Source organism: Streptomyces durhamensis (assembly GCF_000725475.1).
Taxonomy (GTDB): domain Bacteria; phylum Actinomycetota; class Actinomycetes; order Streptomycetales; family Streptomycetaceae; genus Streptomyces; species Streptomyces filipinensis.
This window is the reverse complement of record NZ_KL647046.1, coordinates 84,603-105,046: the sequence shown is the minus strand read 5'-3', so window position 1 is coordinate 105,046 and position 20,444 is coordinate 84,603. Positions and strand designations below refer to the sequence as shown.

Here is a 20,444-nt window from a genome sequence, read left to right as displayed (position 1 = left end):
CTCGTCATGCTCCGGCCCTCCTCATGAGACTCTCCATGGCCTTCGCCGCCCGTTCCGCCTCGGACTCGTCCTTCGCCCTCATGGCGGGCCGCAACACCTTCAGCCAGTCCAGACCCAGGTCGGCGGCCCATACGTGGTCCCGCGACGGGTGGCCGGTGAGAACCACGATGTTCAGCCAGGGGAACCGGTCACCGAGGACGGTGACCAGGACTCCCACGTCGTCCAGGGGCACGCTCTGCGGGTCGATGACGAGATACACGACCTCGTTCGCGAAGGGCTCCACGTCGTCGAGGGGATCGTCCTCGCCCAGGTGGGCGAGCCGCCTGATGGCGTCCTCGCACGCGGCCATGAACTCCTCCTGCTGACCCTCCCCGGCCACGAGGCTCACCGTCTCGAACCAGTGGCTGTACGAGCAGCAGGCCGCCCGGTCTATGTACTGCCCCGCGGTGGCCGGGCGCGCGGTGTTCAGCGCCGCGATCACGCGGCCGTTGGAGGGCAGCAGCCACCTGGCCGCCTCGGCGTCGATCCACACGGGCCGGAGCAATCGCCCGAGCCGCGGCAGGTCGGCCGTCCTGATCTTCCCGACGAGGCGGGTCAGCGCCTCGTGGACCAGTTCGCCGTTCCGGTGGCCGAGGAGCTGGTGGGCGACGCAGCGGCGCCCTTCGTGCGCCGTCGGGAAGTGCCGGTCGTCGTTCGCGGTGAGCAGCCGAGCCGCGGCGTGCAGGGGGTCCTCGGGGACGCCGTTCAGGTAGCAGATGATGTCCTCGGTCCAGTTCCTCATCCGCGACAGCTCGGCGCTGTCCCGGACGAGGTCGGGGATCTGCGGGAGCAGGCCGACGACCCGCGAGGCGATTCTCGTCGGGGTCCCGCCTCGCTTGCCGGGACGCTGGACCAGGAGCTGCAGTGCGGAGAGCTGCGACAGCTCCGACCTTCGGACGTCGGCCGGCGCCATGTCCTCCAGCAGGACGGGAATCAGGGTGACCGGCGAGCCGAGGGCCCGGCGCCAGAGAAGGAAGTTCGCCTCCCTGCGCACCCAGGTCGACTTCATGGCGGCGGAGCTGAGCAGGATCACCGCCGCATCGCATTCGGCCACCCAGTGGTAGAGAACGGACCGCCAGTCGTCCCCCGGCTGCAGCGCGTCCATGTCGACCTTGACGGTCCAGCCGTTCTTCTCGAGGGCGGCCTGGACGGCCTGGCGGACCGCGTTGGCGTTCGCGTCCCCTCGTGAGCTGTGGCTGATGAAGGCCATCACCATCGAACGCCGACCACCCCGCTTGTCCCCCTGGTGCGACGAGATTCCCAGCTCCCGGCTCCTGCAGTCAATCGGAACACGGCTTTTGACGGTTCATCATGAAAACGGGGGCGGTCGGGGTGCCGGTTCGCTAGGCTCCCGAGCCGATGACATCGCAGCCGCGCAGCAGACCGCTCATAGCGGTGGTCGGCAGTATCGAGCCCGACAGCCGCATCACCCCACCGATCAAGGCGGCGGACGGCGCACGCGCGGCCTGCCGCGCGCTGGGCGGCGAACTGGCGAGGGCGGGCTGCGATCTGGCTGTCTTCTCCAGCAAGCCGCACTATGCCGAACCCCATGTGGTCGAGGGCTATGCGGCGCCCGGCGGTGAGGGGCGGTCCGGCGTCGTCTTCGCGCACGTTCCCCGGCAGCGCGACCTCGGGTTCGCGCTTCCCGAGGGAAGCCCCGCCGAACTGAGGACGGTCAGGGACAGCAGCACCGAGTGGGAGGTCTCCTTCTACCGCACGCTCCTGTCCTGTGACGGCGTGATGCTGATCGGTGGCGGACAGTCCACCCGTGCCGCCGGCGTGGTGGCGATGTCGCAGCGGATCCCGGTGCTGCCCGTGGCCGCGTTCGGCGGCGGTGCCAGCCTGGTGTGGGCCAACCTGGACAAGGTGCGCAACGACACCCTCGACGAGGACATCTCCCTCCTGGGCGGCGACTGGACCGAGACGTCGGCCGCCGACCTGACGGCCTGCCTGTTGCGGCAGCGGGACCGGCGCCTGGCAGCCCGGCGACGGGAGGAGGAAGGGCTGCACCGGCGGGTGGTGCGGGAGAGACTCGGACTCGGCGTGGCCGTTCTCTTCGTGCTCGCCTCGCTCGTGGCCCTGGTGCTGGCCGGGGACCCCGGTCCCGCCGACGGCCGTTCCCTGGCGACCCTGGTGAGCGCGCCGCTGCTGGCGTCCATGGGCGGAGCGATCATTCGCAACTCCTTCGAGGAGAACGCCCGCGGACTGCTCGCGGCCGTCCGAGGGCTGGGCGCGGGGCTCGTCTCCGTCTTTCTGTACGTGGCCTCCCAGCTCCTCGCGCTCCCGGGTCTCCTGGACCAGCTCGACGTCCGCAGACTGCTCTTCTTCGTGATCCCCCTCGGTTTCAGTTCGGGTTTCACTTTCGACCTGGTGTACGAGCGGCTGCGCAACGGCGGCACGCCGCCGTCGCTGGATCCGCCGCCCGGGACCTCTGCCGGTGGCTGACCCCGCGCTCCGGTGCTCCCGGGCCCGTGGAGCCGGGCAGGTGATCGCTCGGCCGCACGACCCCGGCGGCATGGACACCAGGCCGGGCGGGCATCGGTCGAAGGCCCGGCCTGTGGACCGGCGCGAACATCAGTGCTCCGGACATGGCAGGCTTGGGGCATGGCCGTGCAGATCAACCCCAGCATCCTGTCCGCCGACTTCGCCCGCCTCGCGGAGGAGGCCAAGGCGGTCCAAGGCGCCGACTGGCTCCATGTCGACGTCATGGACAACCACTTCGTCCCGAACCTCACGCTCGGCGTGCCGGTCGTGGAGTCCCTGGCCCGTGCGACGGACACCCCGCTGGACTGCCACCTGATGATCGAGGACCCCGATCGCTGGGCGCCCCAGTACGTCGAGGCGGGCGCGTCCTCCGTCACCTTCCACGTGGAGGCCGCCGCCGCCCCCGTCCGGCTCGCCCGGGAGATCCGTGCCAAGGGCGCCCGCGCGTCCATGGCGCTCAAGCCCGCGACACCGATCGAGCCGTTCGAGGACCTCCTGCCGGAACTCGACATGCTGCTGATCATGACGGTCGAGCCCGGCTTCGGCGGCCAGGCCTTCCTCGACATCATGCTGCCCAAGATCCGCCGCACCCGTGAGCTGATCAGCAAGCACGGCCTGCAGCTGTGGCTCCAGGTGGACGGCGGTGTCTCGGCCTCGACCATCGAGCGGTGCGCGGACGCGGGAGCGGACGTGTTCGTGGCCGGCTCGGCCGTGTACGGGGCGAAGGACCCGGCGGATGCGGTCCACGCACTGCGCGCACAGGCGGCGGCGGCCACCGCCAAAGCGTCCTGGGCATGCGACCACTGAGCCACAGGTACATGAACGGTTAAGTGAACGGCGCCCTTCAGGGCGGATCAGTCGCCCCGAATCTGCAAGGATGAACGGCGAATCCAGAGTGTGAACAGCAGTGAGGAGATCGCCGTGTCGGGTATGTCGGCGGGCCGGTCAGCCATGCGGATGGGACCCGCTGAGCTGGTGCAGGCGGCGGCCATGGCCCGCCGCTTCTACCTCGAGGGCAAGTCCAAGATCCAGATCGCGGAGGAGTTCGGCGTCAGCCGCTTCAAGGTGGCACGGGTCCTGGAGACGGCTCTCGAACGGGATCTCGTGCGCATCGAGATCCGTGTCCCGGCCGAGCTGGACGCCGAGCGCTCCGACGCGCTCCGCGCCCGCTACGGCCTGAGGCACGCCGTCGTGGTCGAGTCCCCGGCCGAGGCCGAGGAGACCCCCGACCCCGAGAACCTCGGCGAGGTCGCCGCCGACCTGCTCGGCGAGCTCGTCAACGAGGGGGACGTGCTCGGGCTGGCCTGGGGCCGGTCCACCATTCACATGGCGGCGGCGCTCGACCGGCTGCCGCCCTGCACGGTCGTGCAGCTGACGGGTGTGTACGACGCCGGCACCTCGGAGCGCGGCTCGGTCGAGGCCGTACGCCGCGCGGCCCAGGTGTCGGGCGGCGACGCCCACCCCATCTACGCGCCGATGCTGCTGCCGGACGCGGCCACCGCGGTGGCGCTGCGCAGCCAGACCGGGCTCGCCCGGGCCTTCGAGTACTTCGACAAGGTCACGGTCGCCTGTGTCTCCATCGGCTCCTGGGAGCCGGGCATCTCGACCGTGCACGACATGCTCAGCGACGAGGAGCGCGCCCACTACGCCTCGCTCGGGGTCGCCGCCGAGATGGCCGCGCACCTCTTCGACGCCGAGGGGCGCCGGATCGGGCGTGACCTGGGGGAGCGGTGCATCACGGTCAAGGCCGACCAGCTGCGCCGTATCCCGGAGGTCGTGGCGATCGCCGGCGGGCAGCGCAAGGCGTCCGCGATCGACGCGGTGCTGCGGTCCGGGCTGGTCACCAGTCTGGTCACGGACACCTCCGCCGCGGACTACCTGATGACGGCCGGCCCGGCCCCGAAGCCCGCGCTCAGCCGCTCGGACCCCGACGGGGCCTGAGGGCCGCGCAGCGGGTTCCGCGGCGGCGCCGTGACGCTCGGGCCCGGTGAGCCGCGTCGACACGGTCCACGCCGGGCGACGTCCGCCGGCCCGCCACCGTCCGGTGGCGGGCCGACGTAGCGGCGCCGGTCCGACTTCCCGGCGGCCGCTCTGTCGTCCAGCGGCTGGGCGGCTGGGCCGAGGGCTGGCTGGGCCGTTAGATCGTTCGCCGGACTGGCGCGCCTGGACAGCCGTGGCAGCCATGGCGCTGAGAGGCCTGACGGGGCCCTGGTGCTGGTCGTGGACGGGATGCCGTGCGGTGCTGGTCGTGGGCGGAACGCTGTGGCCGGAACGGCCGTGGGCAGGACAGCCGCGGCGGGGTCGGACGTGACAGGACGGGCGTGGCAGCATCGTCGGCATGCTGCCGCGGTACGTTCCCCACGCACCCAGAAGGTCCCCGACACCGCCCCCTCGGCAGAACCTGCCGCCGTCCCACGCTCCCGGGCGGCCGCCGTCGTCGTCCGACATGCCCGGGCCGTCCTCCACGCCGGCCCGCACACCGTGCTTGCCGCCGCCCGCCCCCGCGTCCAGGGCGCTCGGCACGCCTCTCCAGACCCCCACACCGAGCCTGCCTCCCGACCCTGCGCCTGCGCCCAGGCCGCTCCTCACGCCACCCCACGCACTCACACCGCCCCTGCCGCACACCCACCCGCCCACGCCGGCCCCCACGCCGCCCCGCGGGCCCAAACGGACCCCCGCACTGCCCCGCGGGCCCCAACGGACCCCGGCACCGCCCCGCGCGGCCAAAGAGACCCCCGTACCGACCCGCGCGCCCAAGCGGGCCCAGGCGCTGACCCGCGTGCTCGCGGGGCTGCTGGCGTTCGTGCTTGCCGTGCTGCTCGGCGGATGCTCGTCCGGGGCGCACCCGGGCCCGGGCTCGCGTCCGTCCGGTACCGGCGTGTCCGGCCCGGCGTGGGCGCACGGAACGGCCACGGTCAGGGAGGCGCAGCTGCCGGCCGAGGCCCGCGGGACGCTCGCCCTGATCGACAAGGGCGGCCCCTACCCGTACGCCAAGGACGGTGTCGTCTTCGGGAACTTCGAGGGCCGGCTGCCGAGGCACCAGCGCGGCTACTACCGCGAGTACACCGTCACGACGCCCGGCTCCCACGATCGCGGGGCCCGGCGCATCGTCACCGGCCAGGGCGGGGAGATCTACTACACCGATGATCACTACAACTCGTTCCGGGCGGTGCTGAGATGAACGAAGACCCGACAGAGCTGACGGGGCGGCTCGTCGTGACCCTGGACCTGGACGGCGTCACCGACAAGGCCGGACTGATGGACCGCACCGCGCGGGCCCTCACGCTGCCCGACTGGTTCGGCCGCAACTGGGACGCCCTGGTCGACTCCCTCTCCGACCACGGCGTCTGGCCCGAGGGAGCCGTCGAACAGGGGCTGCTGATCGTGGTCCGCGGCTGGCAGCCGTACGCCGAGGCGCGTCCGGGTGAGTGGCGGACCGCCCAGGACGTGTTCGCCGAGGCGGTGGACCGGACGCCCACGCTCGCCGTCGTCCTGGCCCTTGGAGGATCCTCCTAGGTGATCGGCGCTCACCCTGGAGGTTCCGTGGGGGCGTCGCAACGGCCCCGACATGGGACAATGAAGTACGTGCTCTTTCCCCCTGGCGCACCCGTCCGGGGGTCACCTCTGATCGACTGGGATGTGCAGCACGTGCGTTTCCTCAATGACATCCAGCCCGCGTACGACCTGACGTACGACGACGTGTTCATGGTGCCGAGCCGCTCCGCGGTGGGCTCGCGTCAGGGCGTGGACCTCGGCTCGCCGGACGGCACGGGCACCACCATCCCGCTCGTCGTCGCCAACATGACCGCCATCGCCGGCCGACGCATGGCCGAGACGGTGGCCCGCCGGGGCGGCCTGGTGGTCATCCCGCAGGACATCCCCATCGACGTCGTCACCGACGTCGTCTCCTGGGTGAAGAGCCGCCACCTGGTGCTCGACACTCCGATCGTGCTGGCCCCGCACCAGACCGTCGCCGACGCCCTGGCCCTGCTGCCCAAGCGTGCCCACAACGCCGGTGTGGTGGTGGACGAGAACCAGCGGCCCGTCGGTGTCGTCACCGACCAGGACCTGACCGGCGTCGACCGCTTCACCCAGCTCGAAGTGGTCATGTCCAAGGACCTGCTGCTGCTCGACGCGGACATCGACCCGCGCGAGGCCTTCAACACCCTCGACCAGCACAACCGCCGCTACGCCCCCGCCGTCGACCAGGACGGCAAGCTGGCCGGCATCCTCACCCGCAAGAGCGCCCTGCGCGCCACGCTGTACACGCCGGCCGTCGACGCGCAGGGCAAGCTGCGCATCGCCGCCGCCGTCGGTATCAACGGCGATGTGGCGGGCAAGGCCAAGCAGCTGCTCGACGCGGGCGTGGACACGCTCGTCATCGACACCGCGCACGGCCACCAGGAGTCGATGATCAGCGCCATCAAGCTGGTGCGCGCGCTCGACCCGCAGGTGCCGATCGCCGCCGGCAACATCGTCTCCGCCGAGGGCGTGAAGGACCTGATCGACGCCGGCGCGGACATCATCAAGGTCGGTGTCGGCCCCGGCGCCATGTGCACCACCCGCATGATGACCGGTGTGGGCCGGCCGCAGTTCTCCGCGGTGCTGGAGTGCGCCGCCGAGGCGAAGAAGTACGGCAAGCACGTGTGGGCCGACGGTGGTGTCCGCCACCCGCGCGACGTGGCCATGGCCCTCGCGGCCGGCGCGTCCAACGTGATGGTCGGCTCCTGGTTCGCGGGAACCTACGAGTCCCCCGGCGACCTCCAGCACGACGCCAACGGCCGTGCGTACAAGGAGTCGTTCGGCATGGCCTCCGCGCGTGCCGTGGCCAACCGCACGTCCGACGAGTCGGCGTACGACCGCGCCCGCAAGGCGCTGTTCGAGGAGGGCATCTCCACCTCCCGGATGTTCCTCGACCCGGCCCGGCCGGGCGTCGAGGACCTGATCGACTCGATCATCGCGGGCGTCCGCTCCTCCTGCACCTACGCCGGTGCCGCCTCCCTGGAGGAGTTCGCCGAGAAGGCCATCATCGGCATCCAGAGCGCCGCAGGCTATGCCGAGGGCAAGCCGCTGCACGCCAGCTGGAGCTGACCCTGCGCGTCCCGCACGGCCCCCGTTCTTCCCGCGCCGGGAAGGGCGGGGGCCGTCGGCTTTCCCAAAGGCTCATCCGTGCGGGCGGGGATGCCTGCGAGGGGCCGTGCAACGGTCGACAGCCCGCGCGCAACGATTTGGCGTTCGGGGCGGATGAACGCAATGATCATCCGGGGACGCGCAAGGTTGCTGCATTACGCCCGTGAAGGCCCGCCTCATAGGGTGCTCGTCTGTACGTGGTGTGGCGGGGACCCCGCTCGGTGGGCTCCTGCCTTCGCAGGGCTGCCATCGGTCCCCGTCCGCAATGACCGGCAGGAATAAGGAGCCAGCGCGTGCTCGATCAAGGCGCACCCTCGCACGACCGCACAGCGACCGCCCCCGCGTCCCCGGGCCTCGCCGCGCGCCTCATGCGGCGCAAGCCCGTGGAACACCTGGTCGCTGAGGGCGGCCAGGGCGAGGGGGGCTCGCTGCGGCGCTCCCTCGGGCTGTGGCAGCTGACCATGATCAGCATCGGTGCCACGCTCGGCACCGGCATCTTCGTCGTCCTCGGCAACGCCGTCCCGAAGGCGGGCCCGGCCGTCACCCTCGCCTTCGTGATCGCCGGTCTCACCGCGCTGTTCTCGGCCCTGTCCTACGCCGAGCTGGCGGGCACCATCCCGGTCTCCGGCTCCTCGTACTCGTACGCATACGCAACCTTGGGCGAACTGATCGCCTGGGTCTGCGGCTGGTGTCTGCTGCTGGAGTACGGCGTCTCGGTGGCCGCCGTGGCCGTCGGCTGGGGCGAGTACCTGAACGAGCTGCTGGACGGCACGATAGGCGTGACCATTCCGACGGCCCTGTCGGCGCCGCCCGGCGACGGGGGCATCTTCAACCTGCCGGCGCTGATCGTCGTGATCCTCGCGATGGTGTTCCTGCTCGGCGGCGCCAAGGAGTCCGCGCGGGCCAACACCATCATGGTGTGCGTGAAGATCGCCGCGCTGATCCTGTTTTGCGCGATCGGCTTCATGGGCTTCAAGTCCGGCAACTACTCGAACTTCATGCCGCTCGGCATGGCGGGCGTCAGCGGCGCCGCCGGCACGCTGTTCTTCTCCTACATCGGCTTCGACGCCGCCTCCACCGCCGGTGAGGAGGCGAAGAACGCCCAGCGCGACCTGCCCCGCGCGATCATGCTGTCCCTCGTCATCGTGACCGCCCTGTACGTGCTGGTGGCCGCCGTCGCCGTGGGAGCCAAGCCGTGGCGGAGCTTCAACGGCTCCGAGGCCGCGCTCACCGAGATCATGAAGGACGTCACCGGGCAGAGCTTCTGGGGCACCCTGCTGGCCGCCTGCGCCGTCGTCGCCATCGCGAGTGTCGTCCTGACCGTGGTCTACGGCCAGACCCGCATCCTGTTCGCCATGTCCCGCGACGGCCTGGTGCCCAAGATCTTCTCCAAGGTCCACCCGAAGACCGGTGCGCCCCGTGCCAACACGGTGATCGTCTCCGTGTTCTGCGGTGTCCTCGCCGCCGCGATCCCGCTCGGTCAGCTGGCGGACGCCACCAGCATCGGCACGCTGTTCGCCTTCGCGCTGGTCAACGTCGCGGTCGTGGTGCTGCGCCGGACGCGCCCGCAGATGCACCGCACCTTCCGCGTCCCGCTGTCGCCGGTGCTGCCCGTGCTGGGCTTCGCCTTCTGCATCTGGATGATGGGCAGCCTGTCGACCGTCACGTGGATCGTGTTCGGTGTCTGGATGGCTGTCGGGCTCGTGTTCTACTTCGTGTACGGCTATCGCCGTTCCCGTCTCGCGGCCGGTGAGGATCTCGCGGTGGCGGCAGAGAAGTGACCGAACCGAAGAAGTGAACCACCCCCTGTGCTGAACGATCTCGACGAACGCATCGTGCACGCCCTCGCCGAGGACGCCCGCCGTTCCTACGCGGACATCGGGCAGATGGTCGGCCTGTCCGCGCCCGCCGTGAAGCGGCGCGTGGACCGGCTGCGCGCCACCGGAGCGATCACCGGATTCACCGTGCGGGTGGATCCGGCGGCGCTCGGCTGGGAGACCGAGGGGTACATCGAGATCTACTGCCGGCGCAACACCTCGCCGGACACCATTCAGCGGGGGCTGGAGCGGTACCAGGAGGTCGTGGCCGCGTCGACCGTCACCGGTGACGCGGACGCGATCGCCCAGGTCTTCGCGTCCGACATGCGTCACTTCGAGCGGGTGCTCGAGCGGATCGCCGGGGAGCCGTTCGTCGAACGGACCAAGTCGGTGCTGGTGCTGTCGCCGCTGCTGCGCCGCTTCTCCTCCGGGGCGCCGGGGTAAGGGCGGCTTCCGGCTCGGGCGCGTTGCCGTGTGGGGTGCGGTCGACCGTGGCGAGGAACCACCACGCACCGGCACTCGGCGACGGCGAATTGGCCCGAGCTCTATTCCGCCGTCTTCCGAGCCAACGCGTTGTTCCCGATCGAGTTGTACACACTGAAACTCACCGCGTCCGAGCGGTACCGGTCGTCCGACCACTCCACCGGGCGCCCCTCGCGGGTCGTCGTCACGCGCCGCACCCGCAGCAGCGGGCTGGTACGGCGCACACCCAGCAGCTCGGCGTCCTGCGCACCGGCGGCGACCGCGTCGATCACATGCTCCCCGTACGCGAAGACCAGGCCCGTGTCGTCGTACAGCCGCTGGGTGACCGAGGGGCACTCCGGCTCGATCGCCTCGACCGCCGGGGAGATCCAGTCCGCGTACACGGTCCGTTCCAGCAGCACCGGTTCGCCGTCCAGGCCGCGTACCCGCAGCACGTGCAACACCGGCGTGCCGGAGGGAAGTTGGAGGCGTACGGCGTCCTCGTGGGTGGCCGGGCGGTACTCCTGCGTCACCACGTGGCCCGTGGCCTCGCGGCCCATCGCGCGGGCCCACTGGGCGAAGCTGCGCAGTTCCTCGAAGCTCTGGCTGCGGCGGCTGGCCAGCACGACGCGCCGGGCGCCCTGACGGGAGCCGATCAGGCCCTCGGCGGTCAGGGTCGCGACGGCCTGGCGGACCGTGCCGCGTGAGACGCCGTAGTGCGTGGCGAGTTCCGACTCCGAGGGCAGGCGGCTGCCGACCGTGTACTGCTCGCGGTCGATCGCGCGCCGCAGTTCGTCGGCGATCTCCTCGTGTCGCGCCGTCATGCTTCCCCTCTGCTCAGGTCGCTGTGCACAGCGTGACCAGCCTAATCGAGACCGGAGCGTGATCTGCAACGGTCTGGATTGTGCAGCCAACCAGGGCCCAGAGTTTCGCTCCCGTTTACAGACAGGACACCGTGAGCGGGCGTACTGTGACGCAACTTGTTCAGACAAGTTCTCCGCACTGCCTCAACCCTCGTGTGCACCCCTGGAGAGACCGTGACCGTGTCCCTGCCGAGAAACGCCGTCCTCGGCGGCTGTATCGCCGTCGTCGCCGCGTTCGCGCTCAGCGCCTGCGGCGCCGCCCCCGACAACGCGTCGACCACCACCAAGGACGGCAAGAGCGCCGCCACCGCCACCTCCGCGGCCGACTTCGGCGGCATGGACGCCCTGGTCAAGGCGGCCAAGAAGGAGGGGACGCTGCACATCATCGCGGTGCCCCGCGACTGGGCCAACTACGGCGCCCTCATCGACGGATTCCAGAAGAAGTACGGCGTCAAGATCGACGACGAGAGCCCGGACGGCACCAGCCAGGACGAGATCAACGCCGTCACCTCCCGCAAGGGCCAGGACCGCGCCCCCGACGTCCTCGACCTGGGCAGCTCCTTCGCGCTGAGCGCCGCCCAGCAGGGCCTGCTCGCGCCCTACAAGGTCGCCTCCTTCGCCGACATCTCCTCGGCCCAGAAGGACCCGCAGGCCCGCTGGTACAACGACTACGGCGGCTACATCTCCATCGGCTGCGACGCCAAGCGCGTCAAGCAGTGCCCGACCAGCTTCAAGGACCTGCTCCAGCCCCGCTACAAGGGCCAGGTCGCCCTCAACGGCAACCCCACCAAGTCCGGTTCGGCCTTCGGCGGCGTCTACGCGGCGGCCCTCGCGAGCGGCGGCTCCTTCGACGACATCCAGCCCGGCCTGGACTTCTTCGGCAAGCTGAAGAAGAACGGCAACTACACGCCCGTCGAGTCCACCCCGGCCACCGTCGAGAAGGGCGAGACGCCCATCTCCATCGACTGGGACTACCTGAACGCCGGCTACGCCGACGAGTTCAAGTCCAAGGGCCTCGACTGGAAGGTCGCCATCCCGGGCGACGGCCAGTACGCCCAGTACTACTCCCAGGCCATCAACAAGGACGCCCCGCACCCGGCCGCCGCCCGGCTGTGGCAGGAGTACCTCTACAGCGCCGAGGGCCAGAACCTGTGGCTGGGAGGCTACGCCCGCCCGGCCCTGATGCCCGCCATGGACAAGGCCGGCACCCTCGACAAGACCGCCGCCGCCAAGCTCCCGAAGGTCACCGGCACGCCGTCCTTCCCGACCGAGGACCAGCAGAGCAAGGCCAAGACGGTCATCGCCCAGGGCTGGGGGAAGGCCGTCTCCGGATGACCACCGCTCTTTCGCGCGTGGACGTGGCGCCCGTCGCTTCGGCGAAGCGGCGGCGCCGCGCCCCCGGCTGGCTCGCCGTGCTGCCGCTGCTGGTGTTCACGGCCGTCGCCTTCGGGCTGCCGGCCGTCGCCATCCTCGACGGCGCCTTCACGGCCAAGGACGCCACCACGGGCGCCACCTCCTACACCGGCGCCAACATGACGGCCTCACTGCAGGGCCCGTACCTCACCGCCCTGCTCGGCAGCGTCAAGCTGTCCGCGATCTCCGCCGCACTCGGCGCCCTGATCGGGCTGCCGCTCGCGCAGGCCGTGGTCAGCTCCCGCTCGCGCTGGCTGCGCGAGGCCGTGCTGACCGCCTCCGGCGTGCTGGCCAACTTCGGCGGGGTCCCGCTGGCCTTCGCCTTCGTCGCCACCCTCGGCAACGCGGGTGTGCTGACCGTGCACCTCGGCCTGAAGGACAGCGGCTGGGACCTCTACAGCTTCTGGGGCCTGATCCTCGTCTACCTGTACTTCCTCATCCCGCTCATGGTCCTCACCATCACCCCGGCGCTGGACGGACTGCGCTCCCAGTGGCGGGAGGCCGCGCTGAACAACGGCGCCACCGGCGTCCAGTACTGGCGGCACGTGGCCCTGCCCGTGCTCGCGCCCTCGCTGCTCGGCGGTCTCGTCCTGCTCTTCGGCAGCGCCTTCGCCGCCTACGCCACCGCCGCCGCCATGGTCGGCAGCGCGGTCCCGCTGGTCACCCTGCAGATCGCCGACGCCCTGTCCGGCAACGTCCTGGTCGGCCAGGAGAACGTCGCCCTCGCCCTCAGCCTCGACATGGTCCTGGTGGCGGGTCTGGTGATGGCCGTGTACCTGCCCCTTCAGCGACGGAGTGCCCGATGGCTCGACGCCTGACCCTGTGGCGGTGGGTCGTCCTCGGCCTCGCCGCCCTGTACTTCCTGGTGCCGCTCGGCGCGTCCGTGATCTTCACGGTGGACGTGCCCGGCCAAGGTGTCACCTTCGACGCCTACACCAAGATCCTCTCCACCGACGGCTTCCTGACCAGCCTGCTGCTCTCGCTGGAGCTGGCCGTGGCCACCATCGCGGTCGTCCTGCTGCTGATGGTGCCCGCCATGGTCGCCCTGAGGCTCGGCGCGCCCCGGCTGCGGCCGGTGGTGGAGGTGGTGTGCTCGCTGCCGCTGGTGGTGCCGCCCATCGCGTTCGTCGCCGGGATCGCCACCGTCCTGAAATGGGGCCCGGAGTACTTGTCGCGGACACCGCTGTTCGAGACCTTCGTGGTGATCCAGGACGACAGCTTCCCGGTCGTGCTGGTCCTCGCGTACGTCGTGATGGCCCTGCCGTTCGTCTACCGCGCCCTGGACGCCGGACTGCGCGCCATCGACGTACGGACCCTCGTCGAGGCCGCCCGCAGCTGCGGCGCCTCCTGGCCCCAGGCCCTCGTGCAGGCCGTCCTGCCCAATCTGCGCGGGGCCCTGCTGAACGCGGCCTTCCTCACCCTCGCCCTGGTGCTCGGCGAGTTCACCGTCGCCAGCCTGCTCGGCTTCCGGCCCTTCGCCGTGTGGATCTACGACGTCGGCGGCTCGCAGGCCCAGATGTCCGTCGCCGTGTCCGTGCTCAGCCTGCTCGTCACCTGGGCCCTGCTCCTCGCGCTCGCCGGTGCCGGCGGCCGCAACCGAACCGCTTCCTCCCGGGGATGACACACATGACCGCCACCCTGCCCGAGACCCTCGAAAAGGCCGCCACCGTCGAATTCCGGGGGCTGCGCCGCGAGTTCGGGACCACCGTCGCCCTCGACGGGCTCGACCTGACCGTACGCCCCGGAGAGTTCCTGGCCCTCCTCGGCCCGTCCGGCTGCGGCAAGACCACCGCGCTGCGCATGCTCGCGGGGTTCGAACACCCCGACTCCGGAGCCGTACTGGTGGACGGCGAGGACGTCACGCACGTCCCGGCCCACCGCCGCGACGCCGGCATGGTGTTCCAGTCGTACAGCCTCTTCCCGCATCTGAACGCCGTCGACAACGTGGCCTTCGGACTGCGCATGCGCAAGGTCCGCACGGCCCAACGGCGCGCCCGCGCCGCCGAGTTGCTGGAACTGGTCGGCCTCGGCGACAAGGGCGAGCGCTACCCGCACCAGCTGTCCGGCGGCCAGCAGCAGCGCATCGCGCTGGCCCGGGCCCTCGCCCTGCGCCCGCGCGTGCTGCTGCTCGACGAGCCGCTGTCCGCCCTCGACGCCAAGGTGCGCCTGACCCTGCGCGAGGAGATCCGGCGGCTCCAGCAGGAACTCGGCATCACGACGCTCTTCGTCACCCACGACCAGGAGGAGGCCCTGTCGGTCGCCGACCGGGTCGCCGTCATGCGCGCCGGCCGGCTCGAACAGTGCGCGGAGCCCGCCGAGCTGTACGGCCGCCCCGCCACCGCCTTCGTCGCCGAGTTCGTCGGCACCATGAGCCGGATCCCGGGCGAGCTGACGGACGGCACGGTCCAGGTGCTCGGGCAGCGGCTGCCGGCCGACGGCGAGGTGTCCGACGGCGCGGTGGACGTGCTGGTGCGGCCCGAGGCGGTCCGGGTCCACCCGGACGAGCAGGGCGGCGCCCGCGTCGTCGCCACCGCCTTCCTCGGCGCGGTCGTCCGCGCCACCGTCCGGCTGGCCGACGGCACCGAGGTCAAGGCCGACCTGCCCGCGCACGACGCCACGGGGCTCGGCGCCGGAACCGCCGTCGGCGTGTCGCTGCCGGAGCGGCCGGTGCTCGTGTCCGAACGTATCCAGAAGTGAGGAATGACCCGAACGTGACCCCCCACACCTTCGAACTCCCGCTCCAAGCCGTCCTGTTCGACATGGACGGCACGCTCGTCGACACCGAGCGGCTGTGGTGGGAGGCGGTCGAGCAGGTCGCCGGACGCGCGCTGACCGAGGCCGACCAGCCGGACGTGCTCGGCCGCCCGGTCGAGCACACCGCCGCCTGGCTCGCCGCGCCCACCGGCAGAGAGGCCGCCGATCTCGCGGCCGACCTGCACCGCGAGTTCGCCGACCGCGTCCGCACCGGCATCGTGCCCCGGCCCGGCGCGCTGGAGCTGCTGGACGCGCTGGCCGCCACCGGCGTCCCCGCCGCCCTGGTCACCGCGTCCCCGCGGGCGGTCGCCGACGTCGTCCTCGACGCCCTGGGCGCCGAGCGTTTCTCGGCGTCCGTCACCGCCGACGACACCGCCCGCACCAAGCCCGCTCCCGACCCCTACCTCGCAGCCTGCCGCGCCCTCGGCGTCGACCCGGGCGGCTGCGTGGCCGTCGAGGACACCGAGACCGGTGTGGCGTCGGCCGAGGCCGCCGGCTGCGCCGTGCTCGCCGTGCCGTCCCTCGCGCCGATCGGCACGGCACCCGGCCGGACCGTGCGGGAGAGTCTCGCCGGGGTCACGGTCGAGGAACTGCGGGAGATGGCCGCGCCCGAACTCCGGGTCATGAGCTGGAACCTGTGGCTGGGCGGCAGCGAGGTCGACGACCACCGCGCCAAGCAGCTCAAGGTCATCCTGGACAGCGGCGCCGATGTCGTCGGACTCCAGGAGACGGGCGGAACCGCCGCCCAGGAGCTGGCCGAGGCGCTCGGCTGGCACCACCACCGGGCCGGCGAGAACCTCGGCGTCATCAGCCGGCACCCGATCACCGCCCGCTTCGGCGATCCGGACGTCGGCTTCTACGGCGCCGCGGGCGTCCGGATCGCCGTCGCCCCCGGCCGCGAGGTCGACGTGTGGACCGCGCATCTGCACTACACGCCGTACGGCCCCTACGAGTCCGCCTTCGACGGGCTGCCGGCCGCCGAGCTGATCGCCCACGAGGAGCTGCGACTGGCCCAGATGCGGGACGCGCTGGGCCGGATCGCGAAGTCCTCGGCCCCGGGTGTCCCGGCCGTCCTCGTCGGCGACTTCAACTGCCCCTCGCACCTGGACTGGCCGGACGTCGCCTGGCCGGTGACGCAGGCCGCCGAGGACGCGGGCTTCAGCGACTCCTATCGTGAGGCCCACCCGGACCCCACCGCCGAGCCCGGCCACACCTGGTCGCCCATCCACCCCGTGCACGAGGACGGCAGCGGGCGGCCCGAGCCGCAGGACCGGATCGACTACGTGTTGCACCGGGGTCTGACCGTGCGTGAGGCGCGAACCCTCGTCACCGGCGACCCGCGGCCGTGGCCGGACGTCGCGGACAACGACTGGCCCTCCGACCACGCGGCGGTCCTCACGACCTTCGCCGTGACCCGGATGTGACCGGGGGTTACCGCAGGTCACCGTTGCGGTACGGGGCGACCATCCCGTAGGTTGTGCCGAACTTTCTACTGACTGGTAACACCGGCAGGTACTCCATGCGCTGGCCCCTCGGCCGTCCCACCACCGTCCGCACGCGGATCGTGGCGCTCGCGCTCGCCCCGGCCGTCGCGCTGATGGCGCTGTGGAGTTTCGCCATGGTGTCCGTCACCGCCGAACTGCGCGCGCTGATCCGGCTCCAGGGGGTGTACGAGGACTTCGGCACCCCCGTGGACACCGCGATCGGCCAGATCCAGATCGAGCGCCGGATGTCCGCCGCCTACCTCGGTGCCCGTCTGGACACGGCCGCCGCCGGCGACCTGCTCGGACAGCAGCGCCGCACCGACCGTGCCGTCGAGGCGATGCGGGAGGCGGTCCGGGACGGCGACCGCAGCCGGCTCACGGCACGGCAGCGCCAGGCACTGGACACGATGGTCACCGCCACCGGCGGGCTGGAGGAGCTGCGCACACAGGTGCTGTCCCGGCACATCACCTGGGACCGGGCCGTGGACCGGTACAGCGCGCTCGTCGAGCCCGGCTTCGACGTGCAGTCCACGCTCACCGCCCTGCAGGCCGGACAGCTCGCCCGTGAGGCACAGGTCGTCATCGAGCTGGTACGGGTACGGGAGTTCGTCTCGCGGGAGGACGCGCTGGTCGCCGGGGCACGTGCGGCCGGCACGCTGACCGACCGGCAGTACGACAGCCTGACCGCGACCATCGAGGACCGGCGCGTGTTCCAGCGCACGTACGTGCCGGACCTGCCCGCCGACTCGCGGGCGCTGTTCGAGGACTTCCAGCGCGCGGAGCAGTACGGCTCGCTGGTGCGCGGGGAGGACGCGCTGCTGCGGGCCGGGGCTGCCGGCGCCGGGAAGGCCGTCGCCGCGGACACCTGGCGGTCCACCACCGACCGGGCCGTCGTGCGGTACCGGGAGCTGTGCACCACCGCCGCCGAGAACTCCGCCGCACGGGGCCGGGCCTTCGCCTACCGGGAGCTGACCAAGGCGGCCGTGGTCGGCGTGGTGGGACTCGGCGCCGTCGGGCTTTCCCTGTGGTTCGCGGTGCGCGGTGCGCGGCGCATCTCACGGCGCCTGGAGACCCTGCGGGACGCGGCCGACGTCCTGACCCGAGACCAACTCCCGGACGTCATGCGCAGACTGAGCGCCGGCGAGGAGGTGGACGCGCTCGCCGAGGCGCCGCCGCTGGCCGCCGACGAGGTCCGCGACGACGAGATCGGACAGGTCGGCCGTTCCTTCAACACCGCGCGGCTCGCCGCCGTCGACGCCGCCGTCAGACAGGCGGGCCTGCGCCGCGGTCTGTTCGCGGTGCTGCTCAACATCGCACGGCGCAACCAGGCCCTCGTCCACCGGCAGCTGAAGCTGGTCGACACCCTGGAAAGGCGCACGGACGACCCCGATGTGCTGCGCGAGCTGTTCCGCATCGACCACCTCACCACGCGTATGCGCCGGCACGCGGAGAGCCTGATCATCCTCTCCGGCGCCACGCCCGGCCGGCGCTGGCGCCGGCCCGTGCCGCTCGCGGACGTCGTCGCCTCGGCCGTCGGCGAGATCGAGGACTACGCGCGCGTGGTGGTGCCGCCGATGCCGGAGACCGGCGTCGCGGCGGACGCGGTCGCCGACGTCGTCCACCTCGTCGCCGAACTGCTGGAGAACGCCACGGTGTTCTCGCCGCCGCACACCCAGGTCACCCTGCGCACGGGGCCGGTCGGCGGCGGGTTCGTGCTGGAGATCGACGACCGGGGGCTCGGCCTCGACGCCGAAGCGCGCGAGGAGGCCCACGGTACGCTCACCGACCCGGACGCCTTCGACCCCACCCGCCACGACCGGCTGGGCCTCTACGTCGTCGGCCGCCTCGCCGCCCGGCACGGCATCGAGGTGACCCTGCGGGACTCGCCGTACGGGGGGACGACGGCGGTGGTCCTGCTGCCGGAGGCCGTGCTGGCACCCGTGGATCCGGTGGTGCCCGCGCCACGGGAGCAGGGGGCCGCCGTACACGCCTTGCCGTCCAGGACGCGATCCGCTGCACGGGCCGGGCAGCAGAGCCCGGCCGCGGCGGAGCCGCCGACGCGGAACCGGCTCGTGTCCCTGCCCACGCCGGGCCCTGGGTCCGGGCCCGAGCCGTCGCCTCCCGGGACGCCGTCACCGGACGGGTCGACGCCCGCTTCCACCCCTGGTCCGCAGGACACCTCCGAGTCGCCGACGGCCCCGCCCGCCCTGCCCACCCGGATCCGGCAGGCGTCGCTCGTACCGGAGCTGCGGGACGACCCGCCGGCCCGGGAGAGCACGGCCGGGGCGGAGCTGGACGCCGAGGAGATGCGGGCGATCTTCGGCGCCTTCCAGCGCGGCCTCGACCGTGGCCGCAAGGGCCTGCCGGCGACCGATACGGCCGTCCGCAGCTCCGACCCGGCAGAACCGACGGCCCCGCCGCCCCACCAGACCCCGGACACCCGGACCCCGGACACCAGCGAGACCAGCCCCCAGCTCGCCGCACCCACTCCCCGTGGCGTGCAGGCGTCGGTCGACGGGTCCGCGGCTGACGTCGCGCCCGTCTCCCGCGATGCGCAGGCGTTGGTCGACGGATCCGTCTCTGATGCCGCGCCCGCTTCAGGCGATGAGCGGGCGCCGGTGGACGGGTCCGCGGCTGACGTCGCGCCCGTCTCCCGCGATGCGCAGGCGTTGGTCGACGCACCTGTCCCTGACGGCGTGCCCGCTCCCCGCGATGCGCAGGCATCCGCCCATGGGTCCGCGCTTGACGCTGCGCCCACGCCCCACGATGCGCAGGCACCGGTCCACGCGTCCGCGTCCGACGGCGTGCCCGCTCCCCGCGATGCGCAGGCATCCGACCGTGTGCCCGCTCCCCCCACCGCGCAGACACCCGACCGCGCGCCCGCCGCCCGCGCCGGGCAGGCACCCGACGATGCCCCCGCTCCCCGCGCGGGGCAGGTGCCCGACCGCGCCCCCGCAGCCCCCACCGCACAGGCGCCCGACCGCGCTCCCGTACCCCCCACCGGGCAGCGCCAAGCCCCCGTACCCCCCAGCGCGCAGGCGCCCGCCGAAGCCCCCGTGTCCGATGGTGCGGGCGGCGCGTTCACCGGCGCCGACTGCCGCTCCGTGACCAGCCACGCCGACGAAGGGACCGACACCGATCATGACCGGTGACGACCAGACCCCCGAGCCGCAGGGTGTGCCCGCGGCCGCGCCCGGCGCGGACCTCGGCTGGCTGCTGGACGACCTCGTGGACCGCACCGACCACGTCCGCCAGGCCGTGCTGCTCACCGCGGACGGCCTCCCGCTCAGCAGCTCGCAGGGGATGCGCCGGGCGGACATCGAGCACCTGGCCGCCGTCTGCTCCGGCTTCCACAGCCTCGCCCGCTCCGCGGGCGAGCGGTTCGCCGCGGGCGGGGTACGGCAGACCATGGTGATGCTCGAAGACGCCTACCTCTTCATCACCCCGGCCGGACACGGCAGCCGGCTCGCCGTGCTCAGCGAGGCCCGCACCGATGTCGGCCAGCTCGGCCACGAGATGGCCCTGCTCGTCCGCCGCCTCGGCCGCCACCTGGACGCGGCCGTCCGCAACCCCAGCTGATCCCGCGGTGAGCGACGAACACTGGTACGAGGACGAGACCGGGTCGATGGTGCGCCCCTACACGGTGACCCGCGGCCGCACCCGGCCCTCGGGCACGCACGCCATCGACCTGATGTCCCGGGTCACCGCGCTGGACACCGACACGCCGGGGCCGGATCAGGTCGACCACGCCCGTGCCGCCCTGCTCGACCTGATCCGGCGCGGCCCGCGCCCCGTCGTGGAGCTGGCCGCGGACGCCGACCTGCCGCTCACCGTCGTCAGGGTCCTGCTCGGCGACCTGGCCGAGGCAGGCCTGGTCCGCATCGACGAGCCGCGCCGCCTCCCGGCCGGCGGCCCGGCCGCCGACCCGGGGCTGCTGCGGGAGATCGTGCAGCGCCTGCGGGAGATCTAGGCGAGCCGCGGCCGGCGTCCGGTGGCCG

General features: G+C 72.3%; 18 protein-coding genes. 16 read left to right on the top strand and 2 right to left on the bottom strand.

Annotation, left to right across the window (positions count from 1 at the left end):
• Positions 1-4: 4 nt before the first annotated feature.
• Positions 5-1,249, bottom strand: a complete 1,245-nt coding sequence (locus IO33_RS0142960; RefSeq protein WP_157858102.1) for a toll/interleukin-1 receptor domain-containing protein — start codon at positions 1,247-1,249, stop codon at positions 5-7.
• Positions 1,250-1,398: 149 nt separating this feature from the next.
• Between IO33_RS0142960 and IO33_RS0142955 the strand changes: the two genes are divergently transcribed.
• The 8 genes from IO33_RS0142955 to IO33_RS0142920 all read left to right on the top strand — a co-directional run bounded on the left by IO33_RS0142955 (position 1,399) and on the right by IO33_RS0142920 (position 9,914).
• Positions 1,399-2,484, top strand: coding sequence for a hypothetical protein (locus tag IO33_RS0142955; RefSeq protein WP_157858101.1), 1,086 nt, complete (start codon positions 1,399-1,401; stop codon positions 2,482-2,484).
• 159 nt (positions 2,485-2,643) lie between these two features.
• Positions 2,644-3,330: a ribulose-phosphate 3-epimerase gene (gene rpe / locus IO33_RS0142950; protein WP_031174474.1), complete on the top strand. Its 687-nt coding sequence runs from the start codon at positions 2,644-2,646 to the stop codon at positions 3,328-3,330.
• A 90-nt stretch (positions 3,331-3,420) separates the two neighbouring features.
• Entirely contained in the window at positions 3,421-4,464 is a 1,044-nt protein-coding gene (locus tag IO33_RS0142945; RefSeq protein ID WP_031174473.1) for a sugar-binding transcriptional regulator, read from the top strand.
• An 829-nt stretch (positions 4,465-5,293) separates the two neighbouring features.
• Positions 5,294-5,704 carry a guanyl-specific ribonuclease gene (locus IO33_RS53360; protein WP_037687744.1) on the top strand — a complete coding sequence of 137 codons (411 nt, stop codon included), beginning with the start codon at positions 5,294-5,296 and terminating at the stop codon, positions 5,702-5,704.
• The gene (locus IO33_RS0142935; protein ID WP_031174471.1) at positions 5,701-6,039 is read left to right on the top strand and encodes a barstar family protein; all 339 of its coding nucleotides are present in this window, start codon (positions 5,701-5,703) and stop codon (positions 6,037-6,039) included. The genes IO33_RS53360 and IO33_RS0142935 overlap by 4 nt, the downstream gene beginning before the upstream one ends.
• 132 nt (positions 6,040-6,171) lie before the next feature.
• Positions 6,172-7,614: a GuaB1 family IMP dehydrogenase-related protein gene (locus tag IO33_RS0142930; protein ID WP_031174470.1), complete on the top strand. Its 1,443-nt coding sequence runs from the start codon at positions 6,172-6,174 to the stop codon at positions 7,612-7,614.
• A 332-nt stretch (positions 7,615-7,946) separates the two neighbouring features.
• Positions 7,947-9,434 (top strand): amino acid permease, encoded by a 1,488-nt coding sequence (locus IO33_RS0142925; protein WP_031174469.1) that lies wholly within the window; start codon positions 7,947-7,949, stop codon positions 9,432-9,434.
• Positions 9,435-9,461: 27 nt separating this feature from the next.
• Positions 9,462-9,914, top strand: coding sequence for an Lrp/AsnC family transcriptional regulator (locus tag IO33_RS0142920; RefSeq protein WP_031174468.1), 453 nt, complete (start codon positions 9,462-9,464; stop codon positions 9,912-9,914).
• 101 nt (positions 9,915-10,015) lie between these two features.
• Here the strand turns inward: IO33_RS0142920 and IO33_RS0142915 are convergent, their stop codons facing one another.
• The gene (locus IO33_RS0142915; RefSeq protein ID WP_031174467.1) at positions 10,016-10,756 is read right to left on the bottom strand and encodes a GntR family transcriptional regulator; all 741 of its coding nucleotides are present in this window, start codon (positions 10,754-10,756) and stop codon (positions 10,016-10,018) included.
• A 213-nt stretch (positions 10,757-10,969) separates the two neighbouring features.
• Between IO33_RS0142915 and IO33_RS0142910 the strand changes: the two genes are divergently transcribed.
• The 8 genes from IO33_RS0142910 (at position 10,970) to IO33_RS0142875 (ending at position 20,416) form a co-directional block, all read left to right on the top strand.
• Complete coding sequence (locus tag IO33_RS0142910; protein WP_031174466.1) at positions 10,970-12,130, top strand: ABC transporter substrate-binding protein; 1,161 nt, start codon at positions 10,970-10,972, stop codon at positions 12,128-12,130.
• Positions 12,127-13,026, top strand: a complete 900-nt coding sequence (locus tag IO33_RS0142905; RefSeq protein WP_031174465.1) for an ABC transporter permease — start codon at positions 12,127-12,129, stop codon at positions 13,024-13,026. Before IO33_RS0142910 ends, IO33_RS0142905 begins: the two co-directional genes overlap by 4 nt.
• The gene (locus tag IO33_RS0142900) at positions 13,011-13,829 is read left to right on the top strand and encodes an ABC transporter permease (protein ID WP_031174464.1); all 819 of its coding nucleotides are present in this window, start codon (positions 13,011-13,013) and stop codon (positions 13,827-13,829) included. Before IO33_RS0142905 ends, IO33_RS0142900 begins: the two co-directional genes overlap by 16 nt.
• A gap of 5 nt (positions 13,830-13,834) precedes the next feature.
• A complete protein-coding gene (locus IO33_RS0142895) occupies positions 13,835-14,905 on the top strand; it encodes an ABC transporter ATP-binding protein (protein WP_107069514.1) in 1,071 nt (356 codons plus the stop codon).
• A 14-nt stretch (positions 14,906-14,919) separates the two neighbouring features.
• The gene (locus IO33_RS0142890) at positions 14,920-16,386 is read left to right on the top strand and encodes an HAD-IA family hydrolase (RefSeq protein ID WP_031174462.1); all 1,467 of its coding nucleotides are present in this window, start codon (positions 14,920-14,922) and stop codon (positions 16,384-16,386) included.
• A 95-nt stretch (positions 16,387-16,481) separates the two neighbouring features.
• Positions 16,482-19,598: a sensor histidine kinase gene (locus IO33_RS0142885; protein ID WP_078964173.1), complete on the top strand. Its 3,117-nt coding sequence runs from the start codon at positions 16,482-16,484 to the stop codon at positions 19,596-19,598.
• A complete protein-coding gene (locus tag IO33_RS0142880; protein ID WP_078964172.1) occupies positions 19,588-20,025 on the top strand; it encodes a roadblock/LC7 domain-containing protein in 438 nt (145 codons plus the stop codon). Before IO33_RS0142885 ends, IO33_RS0142880 begins: the two co-directional genes overlap by 11 nt.
• A gap of 7 nt (positions 20,026-20,032) precedes the next feature.
• Positions 20,033-20,416 (top strand): DUF742 domain-containing protein, encoded by a 384-nt coding sequence (locus IO33_RS0142875; RefSeq protein WP_031174459.1) that lies wholly within the window; start codon positions 20,033-20,035, stop codon positions 20,414-20,416.
• Positions 20,417-20,444 lie beyond the last annotated feature (28 nt).